12 protein-coding genes are annotated in these 10,648 nt (G+C 69.0%); 4 read left to right on the top strand and 8 right to left on the bottom strand.

From position 1 onward, the window contains the following. Positions 1-8 precede the first annotated feature (8 nt). Genes AVP41_RS01350 through sufB form a run of 7 tightly spaced genes read right to left on the bottom strand, consistent with a single transcriptional unit; the run spans position 9 to position 6,663 of the window. Positions 9-1,376, bottom strand: coding sequence for an MFS transporter (locus tag AVP41_RS01350; RefSeq protein WP_067159677.1), 1,368 nt, complete (start codon positions 1,374-1,376; stop codon positions 9-11). Then, positions 1,373-2,533: a MalY/PatB family protein gene (locus AVP41_RS01345; protein WP_067159674.1), complete on the bottom strand. Its 1,161-nt coding sequence runs from the start codon at positions 2,531-2,533 to the stop codon at positions 1,373-1,375. Before AVP41_RS01345 ends, AVP41_RS01350 begins: the two co-directional genes overlap by 4 nt. A gap of 53 nt (positions 2,534-2,586) precedes the next feature. Then, the gene (locus AVP41_RS01340) at positions 2,587-2,916 is read right to left on the bottom strand and encodes a metal-sulfur cluster assembly factor (protein ID WP_067159671.1); all 330 of its coding nucleotides are present in this window, start codon (positions 2,914-2,916) and stop codon (positions 2,587-2,589) included. A 9-nt stretch (positions 2,917-2,925) separates the two neighbouring features. Further along, entirely contained in the window at positions 2,926-3,696 is a 771-nt protein-coding gene (sufC, locus tag AVP41_RS01335) for a Fe-S cluster assembly ATPase SufC (protein ID WP_067159667.1), read from the bottom strand. A gap of 14 nt (positions 3,697-3,710) precedes the next feature. Next, on the bottom strand, positions 3,711-4,040 hold the full coding sequence (locus AVP41_RS01330; protein WP_067159664.1) for a non-heme iron oxygenase ferredoxin subunit: 330 nt from the start codon (positions 4,038-4,040) through the stop codon (positions 3,711-3,713). Then, positions 4,037-5,245: a Fe-S cluster assembly protein SufD gene (gene sufD, locus AVP41_RS01325; RefSeq protein WP_067159660.1), complete on the bottom strand. Its 1,209-nt coding sequence runs from the start codon at positions 5,243-5,245 to the stop codon at positions 4,037-4,039. The genes AVP41_RS01330 and sufD overlap by 4 nt, the downstream gene beginning before the upstream one ends. Further along, positions 5,245-6,663, bottom strand: coding sequence for a Fe-S cluster assembly protein SufB (sufB, locus tag AVP41_RS01320; RefSeq protein WP_067159657.1), 1,419 nt, complete (start codon positions 6,661-6,663; stop codon positions 5,245-5,247). Before sufB ends, sufD begins: the two co-directional genes overlap by 1 nt. On the opposite strand from sufB, the gene AVP41_RS16535 reads away from it, so the two are divergent. The 4 genes from AVP41_RS16535 (at position 6,662) to AVP41_RS01305 (ending at position 9,538) form a co-directional block, all read left to right on the top strand. Further along, a complete protein-coding gene (locus AVP41_RS16535) occupies positions 6,662-6,814 on the top strand; it encodes a hypothetical protein (protein WP_157532364.1) in 153 nt (50 codons plus the stop codon). The two genes, sufB and AVP41_RS16535, sit on opposite strands and share 2 nt — an antisense overlap. A 117-nt stretch (positions 6,815-6,931) precedes the next feature. Then, entirely contained in the window at positions 6,932-7,885 is a 954-nt protein-coding gene (locus AVP41_RS01315; protein ID WP_067159654.1) for a COX15/CtaA family protein, read from the top strand. A gap of 91 nt (positions 7,886-7,976) precedes the next feature. Then, positions 7,977-8,414: a hypothetical protein gene (locus AVP41_RS01310; RefSeq protein WP_067159651.1), complete on the top strand. Its 438-nt coding sequence runs from the start codon at positions 7,977-7,979 to the stop codon at positions 8,412-8,414. Between the two features lie 113 nt (positions 8,415-8,527). After that, positions 8,528-9,538: a serine hydrolase domain-containing protein gene (locus tag AVP41_RS01305; RefSeq protein WP_197464235.1), complete on the top strand. Its 1,011-nt coding sequence runs from the start codon at positions 8,528-8,530 to the stop codon at positions 9,536-9,538. 30 nt (positions 9,539-9,568) lie between these two features. On the opposite strand, the gene AVP41_RS01300 is transcribed toward AVP41_RS01305, so the two are convergent. Beyond that, entirely contained in the window at positions 9,569-10,495 is a 927-nt protein-coding gene (locus tag AVP41_RS01300; protein WP_067159645.1) for a heme o synthase, read from the bottom strand. Positions 10,496-10,648 lie beyond the last annotated feature (153 nt).

Raw genomic sequence — 10,648 nt, 5'->3', positions numbered from 1 at the left:
CGCTTCGCTCAAACTGCCGTTGTCGGCGCCTTCCGCGCGTCGCCGAGGCGCAGACCGGGCACGAGGGCCAGGATCGCGAGGCCCGTGCCGATGAGGAAGACCACCGGGTACCCCGCCGTGGTGGCCGACAGCGCAGAGAAGGTGAGCCCCATGGCCGCGATCGTCGTCGCGGCGCCGATCGCGTCGGAGATAGACAGGGCAGCGGAGTTGAATCCCTGGTTGTGGGGCGTCGAGTACGCAAGGGTGAGGACAGTCAGCCTCGGGTACATGAGCCCCATCCCGGCTCCCGCCAGTGTCCACCCGCCGATGACGATACCGGCAGGCAGGTCCGCCATCGCCGAGGCCGCGGCGGTGATCGTGGCGACACCCAGGAGCACCGTCCCCCACACCGCGATACGGGCGTTGCCCAGTCGGTCGCCATAGCGGCCTTGCACCTCGGCCCCGAGAGCCCACAGGAGCGCGGCACCGGTCAGCCCGAGCCCCGCCCACATCGACGAGAATCCATAGTCGGAAATGAGCAGATACGGCACGTAGATCTCGGCACCGAAGAGCGCTCCGGCGATCAGACCGCGCATGAGGATGACACTCGGAAGGCCGCGCCGCGCCCGGAGCGTGCCCCGGGGAAGAAGCGGCCGCGCCGCGATGATCAGCGCGAGAGCGCTGGCCCCGACGACGAGCGGGGCTGCGGAGCCGAACTCGCCCGCCCATCCGAGCGTCAAGGCGGCGACCGCGACCAGGATCGCCCACGCCAGCCGGCCCGCGATCGGCGCCCGCGCTCCCCCGCCATCCACCGTCATCGTGAAGCCACGCAGCCGCAGGTACACCACGACGTAGGCGAGCATCGTGAGGGCGGCAACGCCCAGGAACACCCACCGCCAGTGCAGATAGTCCGCGACCGCGCCGGCGAGGACCGGTCCCACCAGCGAGGGGACGACCCACGCCGCCGAGAACGCCGCGAACACGCGACCGTGGAGGGTCGACGGATACACGCGGGCGACGACGACGTAGAGCGCGACGGTCTGGCCACCGGTCCCGAGCCCCTGGATGAGACGCCCGACCACGAGAGTGAGCATGTCGGGTGCGCTTCCCGCGATGGCCAGTCCCACCACGAACAGGACCACCGACGTCGTCAGCGGCCAGACCGGCGCGGCGCGATCACACCATGCCCCGACGGCCACCATGCCGATGACGCTCGTGGCGAGTGTCCCCGAGAAGGCCACCGCGAACAGACCGGCGCCGTCGAGGTCGGCGCTCACGACCGGCATCACCGTCGTGACGGCCAGCGCCTGCGTCGCGGCCAGGAAGATCATCGCGACCGCGCCCGCGGTGACCCAGAGGTAGCGGGCGTGCCAGACCGAGACGGCGGGCGCGCTCACGACGCGGCGAAGGCCGCGACGCGCCGCACGGCGTCGGTCAGAACCTCCGGCGCGCACCCGACGTTGATCCGCACGTGGCCCGCGCCGGCGGTCCCGAACTCGGGCCCGTGGTGGAACGCGACCCGGCACTCCCGCAGGATCGCCGCGGCGGGGTCGGTGCCCCATCCGTAGGCGGACAGATCCACCCACGCGAGGAAGCCGACGTCGGGCGCGCGATAGACGGCCCGCGGAAGGTGTTCCGCGAGCAGCTCCCCGAGAAGTCGCCGGTTCTGTTCGAGCCGGACCAGCAGCGCGTCCAGCCAGCCGTCAGATTCCGGCGAGAAGGCGGCGATGCCCGCGAGCGCACCGAACAATCCTGTGCGCCAGGCCACCTCCCGCGGCAGACCCGTCAGGTCGGCGGCCCGTTCGGCACTGGCGGCGATCATGAGGGCGCACTTCAAGCCCGCAAGGTTGAACGCCTTCGAGGCGCTCGTGACCGCGAAGCCGACGCGCTCGGCAGCCGGCCCGGCGGCAAGGAAAGGCGTGAAGCCCGCGTCGGGTGCGGCCAGGGGCGCGTGGATCTCGTCGCTGATCACGATTGCTCCATAACGGTCGGCGATCTCCGCGAGCGCGGCGAGGGCCTCCCTGTCGTGGAGCGAGCCGGTGGGGTTGTGGGGATTGCACAGCAGCACGGCACGCGCGCCGTCGGCGAGGGCCGCCTCGATGCCCGACAGGTCGAGGCGCCACGTCTGCCCGTCGTCGAGCAGAGGGACCTCCTCTGCGACGCCACCGGCCTCCTCGATGCAGATCCAGAACGGCGGGTAGACCGGAGGCGTGATGACGACCCGGTCACCGGGAGAGGTGGTGGCGCGGAGTAGTTCGACGACCCCCATCATGACGTCCGCCGTCGTCACGATCCGCCGCGGGTCGACGGTCCATCCGAACCGTCGGGCGGCGAAGCCCACATACGCGTCACGAATGCCAGGATCGGCCGGTGTGTACCCGGTGTCGCCGATCTCCACCGCGTCGGCCAGCCGCGTCCGGATCGGCTCCGCGAGGGGGAAATCCGTCTCCGCCACGAAGAGCGGAAGGACATCGTCGGGATACGTTCTCCACTTGGAGCTCGAACGGCGTCGGAGGGTCTCCAAAGGGAGGGCTTCGAGGGGAACGACAGTCACTGTCCGAGCCTATCGAGCCTCGCTCCGCCGACGGACGACGGTGTCACGCGGCGTCAGATGGCGAAGCCGAGCGCGCGCATCATGTCGCGCCCGTCATCGGTGATCCGCTCCGGACCCCACGGCGGCATCCACACCCAGTTGATGCGGAAACGCTCCACGACCTCGTCGAGGGCCTGCGCCGTCTGCTCCTCGAGCACGTCGGTGAGCGGGCACCCGGCCGAGGTCAACGTCATGTGGATGACGAGAGCGTCGTTCTCCTCGTCCCAGCTCAGGTCGTAGATCAGGCCGAGGTCCACGACGTTGATGCCGAGCTCGGGGTCCATGACGTCCTTGAGGGACTCGGTCACCTCGTCGTATTTCTCGGGGCTGAGCGTGGCGGTCATGCGACGATCCTAGGCCTCGACCACGTCGGTCGGTTCGAGGTAGCGGTCATACCCCTCGTTCTCGAGTCGTTCGGCGAGCTCAGGGCCGCCCTCTTCGGCGACGCGACCCTTGACGAGGACGTGCACGAAGTCCGGCTTGATGTAGCGGAGGATGCGCGTGTAGTGGGTGATGAGGAGAACCCCGAGGTCGGTCGCCTCCTTCGCGCGGTTGACGCCCTCCGAGACGATCTTCAGCGCGTCGACGTCGAGACCGGAGTCCGTCTCGTCGAGCACCGCGATCGCCGGCTTGAGCAGCTCGAGCTGGAGGATCTCGTGGCGCTTCTTCTCGCCGCCGGAGAATCCCTCGTTGACGTTGCGCGCGGCGAACTTCGGGTCCATCCGAAGGTTCTTCATCGCGTCCTTGACGTCCTTCGTCCATGCGCGGATCGCCGGGGCCTCCCCGTCGATCGCGGTCTTCGCCGTCCGCAGGAAGTTCGTCACGGTGACACCGGGGATCTCCACCGGGTACTGCATCGCGAGGAACAGCCCCGCGCGGGCGCGCTCGTCGACCGACATCGCAAGGACGTCTTCGCCGTCGAGCGTGATCGAGCCGGAGGTGACGGTGTACTTGGGGTGTCCGGCGATCGTGTAGGCGAGCGTCGACTTGCCCGAACCGTTGGGGCCCATGATCGCGTGCGTCTCACCGGTGCGCACCGTGAGGGTGACGCCGTTGAGGATCGGGGTCGTGCCGGCATCCGTCTCGACCGTCACGTGGAGGTCGCGGATCTCGAGAACAGCCATGTCAAATACCTTCTTCAGTTCACTTCTTTGGTCACGGACGGATCGATGAGCACATCGTCGCCGTCGATGGTGACGTCGTAGACGGGCACCGGCTCGTAGGCCGGGAGGTTGAGGGGGCGGCCGGTCCGCAGCGAGAAGGCCGATCCGTGGGCCCAGCATTCGAGGGTCTCCCCCTCGACGAACCCATCGGAGAGGGAGATGTCTCCGTGGGTGCACAGGTCGCCGATCGCGTGGACCTCGCCCTGAGCATCGAGCACGACGGCCATCGGCACACCGTCGACCTCGACACGGACAGCCGTGTCCTGCTCCATCTCGCTGAGCTTGAGCACCTTCTGAGCGGTCATTCCGGTTCTCCCGCGCCGTCGGGGAGCGCGAGCTCGGCCTCGATCGCGGCGATCAGCTCGTCCTGGAGTGCGGGAATGTCGATCTTCTGCACGATCTCGGCCAGGAACCCCAGCACGACGAGACGTCGGGCCTCGTCCTCGGAGATTCCGCGCGCCTGCAGGTAGAACAGCTGCTCGTCGTCGAAGCGACCCGTCGCGCTCGCGTGGCCGGCGCCCACGATGTCCCCGGTCTCGATCTCCAGGTTCGGGATCGAGTCCGCGCGCGCGCCGTCGGTGAGCACCAGGTTGCGGTTGGCCTCGTAGGAGTCGGTCCCGGTGGCGTCGGGGCCGATCAGGACGTCCCCGATCCACACGCTCCGCGCGTCGCTTCCCTGGAGGGCACCCTTATAGAGGACGTCCCCGGTCGTGTGCGCGCCCTTGTGGTGCAGGTACACCTGGCTCTCGAAGTGCTGGCCGGCATCCGCGAAGGAGAGCCCGTAGAGGCGCCCCTCGGCTCCCGCGCCGGCGAGCTCGACCGACGGGTTGACCCGCACGAGGCCGCCACCGAGCGTCACCACCACATGGGTGAGGTGCGCATCGCGCTCCACCCGGGCCTGGTGCGCCGCGAGATGGACGGCGTCGGACTCCCACCGCTGCAGACTGATCACGGTCAGCGCCGACCCGTCGCGGGCGATGATCTCCACATTCTGCGCCTGCTGCGCGCGCCCCTCGTGCTGAAGGACGACGGTGCCGCGCGCGCCACGCTCGGCCTCGATCACGACGTGGGCGTGGGCGAGTCCACCCTGCCCCGTGAGCCGGACGATGACCGGCTCCTCCAGCTCGGTGTCGGCGGGGATGCGAATGAGGGGCGCCTCCGCCTCCTGCGTCCACGCGATGGCACTCGGGAGGTCCTCGGGACGGAAGACCTCTCCGCGCGGGGCCTCACCGACCGCAAGGCGGCGCTGCTCGACGCCGGCGGGCGCAGACACGTCGACCGCGATGACGCCGGTCGGGCCGGGCTCATTGCGCAGAAGATCCCGCACGAGCGCGAGCGGGGTGTGCTTCCAGTTGACCTCTCGGCCGGTGGGCATCGCGAAATCGTCCGGATCGAACGACGTGGGCCGCTCCGATCGGGTCTGCACCGGGACGGCGGGACCGGACGTCAGCGAGGCGGCAGGGTCGATGTGACCCTCCGCGGCGGCGGGGGTCTGAGTCGCTGTGGTCATCAGCCGACGGATCCTTCCATGCCCATCTCGATGAGCTTGTTGAGCTCGAGGGCGTACTCCATGGGCAGCTCGCGGGCGATCGGCTCGATGAAGCCGCGCACGATCATCGCCATCGCCTCGTCTTCGGGCATGCCTCGGCTCATGAGGTAGAAGAGCTGCTCCTCGCTCACCTTGGAGACCGTCGCCTCGTGACCCAGCTGAACGTCATCGACGCGGATGTCGATGGCCGGGTAGGTGTCGGAGCGGGAGATCGTGTCGACCAGCAGCGCGTCGCAGCGGACGGTGTTGGCCGAGTGGTGCGCATTGGCGTCGACGCGGACCTCGCCGCGGTAGCCGGCGCGCCCCCCGCCCCGGGCGATCGACTTGGAGACGATCGAGGACTGCGTGTACGGCGCCATGTGGATCATCTTCGCGCCGGCGTCCTGGTGCTGGCCCGGACCGGCGAAGGCCACCGAGAGCGTCTCGCCCTTGGCGTGCTCGCCCATGAGGTAGATGGACGGATACTTCATCGTCACCTTGGAGCCGATGTTCCCGTCGACCCATTCCATCGTCGCGCCCTCGTGGGCCACGGCGCGCTTGGTGACGAGGTTGTACACGTTGTTCGACCAGTTCTGGATGGTCGTGTACCGCACCCGGGCGTTCTTCTTGACGATGATCTCGACGACCGCGGAGTGCAGGGAGTCGCTCTTGTAGATGGGCGCCGTGCAGCCTTCGATGTAGTGGACGTAGGAGTCCTCGTCGGCGATGATCAGCGTCCGCTCGAACTGTCCCATGTTCTCGGTGTTGATGCGGAAGTAGGCCTGCAACGGGATCTCGACGTGCACGCCCGGCGGCACGTACACGAAGGAACCGCCCGACCACACGGCGGTGTTCAGCGCGGCGAACTTGTTGTCGCCGGCGGGGATCACCGTGCCGAAGTACTCCTCGAAGAACTCGGGGTGCTCCCGGAGCGCGGTGTCGGTGTCCATGAAGATGACGCCCTGCGCCTCGAGGTCCTCGCGGATCTGGTGATACACGACCTCGGACTCGTACTGGGCGGCCACACCGGCCACCAGTCGCTGGCGCTCCGCCTCCGGAATGCCCAGCTTCTCGTACGTGTTGCGGATGTCCTCGGGGAGGTCCTCCCACGACTGCGCCTGCTTCTCGGTGGAGCGGACGAAGTACTTGATGTTGTCGAAGTCGATGTCGGAGAGGTCGGCGCCCCACGTCGGCATGGGCTTGCGCTCGAAGAGCTGGAGCCCCTTCAGCCGGGTCTTGAGCATCCATTCGGGCTCCGACTTCAGCGCGGAGATGTCGCGCACGACGGCGTCACTGAGACCGCGTCGCGCACTGGCGCCAGCGGCGTCCGCATCGTGCCATCCGAACTCGTACACCCCCAGCCCTTCGAGCTCCGGGCGGTCGATGAGCACATCCGACATGGCTTTCCTCCTTCTCGGCCGCAACGGTGTCATCCGCTCCGGCATTCCCCCACCCTCGGGAGTGGGCGAGGAGGGGATGCCGCTTTCAGGGCCGGTCGTGTTGTCGCTGGTCCGACTGCTCGGGCACAGCCAGCGCTCACATCGCGCCTAGACTTGAGGTGAGCAGAACGCGCGGCGCGCGAACCTCTCAACCCCTCAAGTCTACAGGCAACCCCTTCCCTGTGGCGTGGCCGAACGCCCTTTGCGGCGGCATATCAGGAGGCGATCCATGTCCGAGGTCCAGGCCGATCGACGGACGGATCACTCCCGTCCCTCCCGAAGCGCCGGCGTCGCGCGGATCGGGACTCCCTTGCGGGTCGTCGCCTGGCTGAACTTCCTCGGCAACGTCATCATCATCGGCACCGGCGGGGCCGTCCGCCTCACCGGATCCGGCCTCGGCTGTCCCACCTGGCCGCTGTGCACGGCCGACTCGCTCGTTCCCACCCCCGCCCTCGTCGACGACGGCGTCCACTCTTTGATCGAGTTCGGCAATCGCCTCATGAGCCCGCTGCTGGGCTTGCTCGCGCTGGCTCTTCTCGTGCTCGTGTGGCCGCTGCGGCGCGATCGCCGCGACCTGTTCGCCATCTCCTGGATCGTGCTCGCCGGAATCGTCGCACAGGCGGTCGTCGGGGGAATCACGGTGTGGACGGGGCTGAATCCCTTCATCGTCGGCTTCCACTACGTCGCCTCGCTGATCCTGGTGTGCGTGACCGCCGCGCTCCTCGTCCGGCTGCAGGTGCCGCCCGGTCCTCGCGTGGCAGCGGTCCCGCGGTGGTACGGGGTCCTCACCCACGTGACGACCCTCGTGCTCGCGATCACGATCGTCTTCGGTGTGCTGACGACCGGCGCCGGGCCGCACTCGGGAGATGCGACGGCCGGGCGCAACGGCTTCGACGCGACGCTGCTCGAGCACGTGCACGCCTGGCCCGGGTACGCACTCTTCGCCCTCACTCTCGCGTTGACCGTCGCGGCGTGGATGGGCCGGCTCGCGCCGCGCCGATGGGTCACGACCCTCCTCGCGATCGAAGTCGTGCAGATCGCCGTCGGCCTGTACCAGGCCCGCAACGGGCTCCCCGAACTCGCCGTGGGCGTCCACATGATCCTGGCGGCCCTGACGGCGGCGACCATGACCGTCGTCGTACTCCGCCTCCGCCGGTCGGCCCAGGACACAGCAGCTTCATAGTGGGTCCATCGGCTCCCCTCGGGTCGGGCGAGCACAGTGGCGGAGGTCGTCAGCCGGCGACTTCTCCCCCGAGCCCGCCCGAGGAGCCCTCATGTCCCGCACACCCCGTCTCACGCGCAGCGTTCCGTTCTGGATCCTGATCGTCGGTTCCCTCGCCGCGGCGGGAAGCGGAGCCTATCTGCTCCTCGACCGGCTCGGGGGAATGGACGCCCGCCTCACCGACGGCACCGCGACGACGAACGACGTCTACGTCGGGCAGATCTGGGCCGTCCTGGGCACGGTGCTGATCGGTGCGGGTTTGGTGGGCCTGGCCCTGGCGCTCACACTCGGCGCGCTCCGCTCGCTGACCCCTGAGCCCACAGCCGCGGAACCTGCCGCGACCGACGACGACATCGCCGGCGACACCGGCGCCTGGTCCGATGCCGACGAGCCGAAGCCACGCGTCGAGACCGAGGAGCTCGGCTACGACGCCGACCTCGGATACGACGCAGCGAAGAAGGAACCGGCGACGGCCGACGCACCTCGCTGAGCTCGGATCGGTCCCGGAGGAGGACCCGGCTCCTCCGCGGGACGGAGGCGGTGCCTCGGCATCGCCCGAAGGATGGAGATCGACTCCTGACCGTTCCGACCCGTGAGGCCGCCGTGTCCCGTTCCATCCCTTTCCGAGACCTCCCGACCGAGACGATCGCTCTGGCGGGTGACTCCCCGGCCGCAGTCGCCATCGCCGTGCGTCATAGCGACGGCACGTGGGAGGCCGCGGGCCATCCCGCCGGTGCTGAGAACCGTAGATACGAGATCGGATCGGTGACCAAGGCGGTCACCGGAGTGCTGCTGGGCGTGCTCGCACGGGCCGGCGAGGTGGATCCCCACAGCCCCATCGACGATGCGCTCGGTCAGGCGCTTCCGTGGCGCGATGCCCCGGGCTCGCCGCCGCACCTGGTCGACGCGGCGACACATCACACAGGGCTGCCGAACACCCTGCCACGCCTGCAATGGCGAGAAGCCGCCGTCGCATGGGGTCTCAGCAGACGGGACCCGTGGCGAGACATCGACGCCACCACTTTCGCCGCTCAGCGCGAGGAGTGCATCAGGCGAGCACGGCCGCGTCGCACCTTCTCCTACTCCAGCCTGGGGGTCGGCCTCCTCGGCGACGCGCTCGCCGCCGCCACGGGCTCCGGATCGTACGAGCGCCTCGTCAGAGAGCGGCTGCTGGCACCGCTCGGCATGGACCGCACGGGTATCGACCGACCGGCCGATCCCGCGGGCCGCGTCGAGGTCGGAAGCAATCGCCGCGGGCGCCCGATGCCCTACCTCCGAGACCACATGCCGGCGGCCGGGATGCTGGCCTCCGACCTGGCGGACCTGCGTCGCCTCGTCGACGCGGCGCTCGGCGACGGACCAGAAGACGTCGTCAGGGGGATCGACGCCGCACTCCGCTCGCGAGCCGAGCTGTCCAGTGGTTTCGAGATCGGGTACTGCTGGTTCTTGGACCGACGAGGCGAGCACGCGATCGCCCACCACGACGGCGGCACGTGGGGATCCCAGGCGCACCTGTCCCTCTGCCCCGACACGGGACGAGCCGTGATCGCGCTCTCGGCGACGTATCGGCCCCTCGCGCCGTTCGCCGACCGGGTACATCGCGCCCTGCGCTGACGGTGCCACCCCCGACGCGAGGGTCGCGGTTCAGAAGGGAAGCAGCGGATCGATCGCGATCGCCACGAACAACAGCGTCAGGTAGGTGATGGAGGCGTGGAACACCCTCATGGGGCGCGCCTGCTCGCCCCGCACCGCGCGGTTGTAGAGCACATGCGACTCGACGATGAACCAGCCGCCGAACACCAGCGCCGAGACCGTGTAGACGATCCCCATGGGCGCGACCGGGATGAGCAGCAGCGAAGAGGCGACCGTGGCCCAGGCGTACAGGATCACTTGGAGGCCCACCTGGGTGCCGCCGCGCGTCGCGCCCAGCATGGGGACGTCGACATCTGCGTAATCGCCCTTGTACTTCATCGACAGCGGCCAGTAGTGCGGGGGCGTCCACAGGAACACGAGCAGGAACAGAATGAATGGCGTCCAGCTGAGCGAGCCGGTGACGGCGGACCAACCGATCAGCACCGGGAAGCATCCGGCGATCCCGCCCCACACGATGTTCTGCTCCGTGCGGCGCTTGAGGATGATGGTGTACACGACGACATAGAAGAAGATCGCGAAGGCGCTGAGCGCGGCCGCGAGCCAGTTCGTCGCCAGCAGCAGCCATGCCGTGGAGGCGATCGCCAACGTCCATGCGAAGACCAGGGCTCCACGCGGGGACACCTCGCCGGTGACGAGGGGACGGTTCTCGGTGCGCTGCATGTGCGCATCGATGTCGCGGTCCAGGTACATGTTGAACGCGGCCGCCGAACCCGCGCTCAACGATCCGCCGATGACGGTGGCCAGAACGAGCCAGAGATCGGGGAGGCCGTTCTGGGCCAGGATCATGACCGGAACGGTCGTCACGAGCAGAAGCTCGAGCACCCGGGGCTTGGTGAGCTGTACGTACGCGCGCACGGTCCGACCCGTCGAGCGGCGCCCCTCGGATTGCCGGACGCCGTGCGTCGTCGTGATGTCCATCGCCCCCGCCGGTGTTGGAAAAGTCCCGCACAGTCTATGGCATCGGTTCCCCGGAGCGGGCCCTGCCTCCCTCCGAGAGAAGGGGCCGGTCACCCGCCTCTCGGGGGAGGTTCTCCGCCGTAACGGCTGAACCTCGGGGCATGCCGCTTCGAT

The sequence above is a fragment of the Microbacterium sp. TNHR37B genome (assembly GCF_001620065.1).
Taxonomy (GTDB): domain Bacteria; phylum Actinomycetota; class Actinomycetes; order Actinomycetales; family Microbacteriaceae; genus Microbacterium.
This window is presented reverse-complemented; position numbering and strand designations above follow the sequence as displayed.

Coding starts and splice junctions, on each gene's coding strand:
- sufD (WP_067159660.1), bottom strand. CDS start 5,245: ATGACCACAGCGACTCAGACCCCCGCCGCCGCGGAGGGTCACATCGAC.
- AVP41_RS01300 (WP_067159645.1), bottom strand. CDS start 10,495: ATGGACATCACGACGACGCACGGCGTCCGGCAATCCGAGGGGCGCCGC.
- sufC (WP_067159667.1), bottom strand. CDS start 3,696: ATGGCTGTTCTCGAGATCCGCGACCTCCACGTGACGGTCGAGACGGAT.
- AVP41_RS01310 (WP_067159651.1), top strand. CDS start 7,977: ATGTCCCGCACACCCCGTCTCACGCGCAGCGTTCCGTTCTGGATCCTG.
- AVP41_RS01315 (WP_067159654.1), top strand. CDS start 6,932: ATGTCCGAGGTCCAGGCCGATCGACGGACGGATCACTCCCGTCCCTCC.
- sufB (WP_067159657.1), bottom strand. CDS start 6,663: ATGTCGGATGTGCTCATCGACCGCCCGGAGCTCGAAGGGCTGGGGGTG.
- AVP41_RS01340 (WP_067159671.1), bottom strand. CDS start 2,916: ATGACCGCCACGCTCAGCCCCGAGAAATACGACGAGGTGACCGAGTCC.
- AVP41_RS01330 (WP_067159664.1), bottom strand. CDS start 4,040: ATGACCGCTCAGAAGGTGCTCAAGCTCAGCGAGATGGAGCAGGACACG.
- AVP41_RS16535 (WP_157532364.1), top strand. CDS start 6,662: ATGGCTTTCCTCCTTCTCGGCCGCAACGGTGTCATCCGCTCCGGCATT.